Origin of the sequence: Paracoccus sp. S4493, assembly GCF_000967735.1 — a bacterium.
GTDB lineage: Bacteria > Pseudomonadota > Alphaproteobacteria > Rhodobacterales > Rhodobacteraceae > Paracoccus > Paracoccus marcusii.
The window spans coordinates 1-238 of sequence record NZ_JXYF01000226.1 but is presented as its reverse complement, the minus strand read 5'-3'; the positions used below and the strand labels follow the sequence as shown (position 1 = coordinate 238).

Annotated in this window: 1 pseudogene; it reads right to left on the bottom strand. The window is 70.6% G+C overall.

Annotated features, from left to right (window positions below):
* Positions 1–30 precede the first annotated feature (30 nt).
* Positions 31–238, bottom strand: a pseudogene (locus tag TW83_RS21240) (ABC transporter ATP-binding protein); the annotation flags it as partial.

The window sequence follows — 238 nt, the reverse complement described above, 5'->3', positions numbered from 1 at the left end:
CCCCCCTGCCACCGTCCGCGACGACGTCCTTCAGGCGCTGGCATGTCCCGCCAGGCGGGCGTGCAGGTCCGCCCGCGCCAGATCGGATTTCGGCCCCTGCAGCACCGCGCGCCCGCGTTCCATGACCAGGAACCGGTCGCCCAGATCCCAGGCAAAGTCAAAGAACTGCTCGACCAGCACGATCGCCATGTCGCCCCGGTCGCGCAGCCCGGCGATCACCTGCCCGATCTGGGCGATG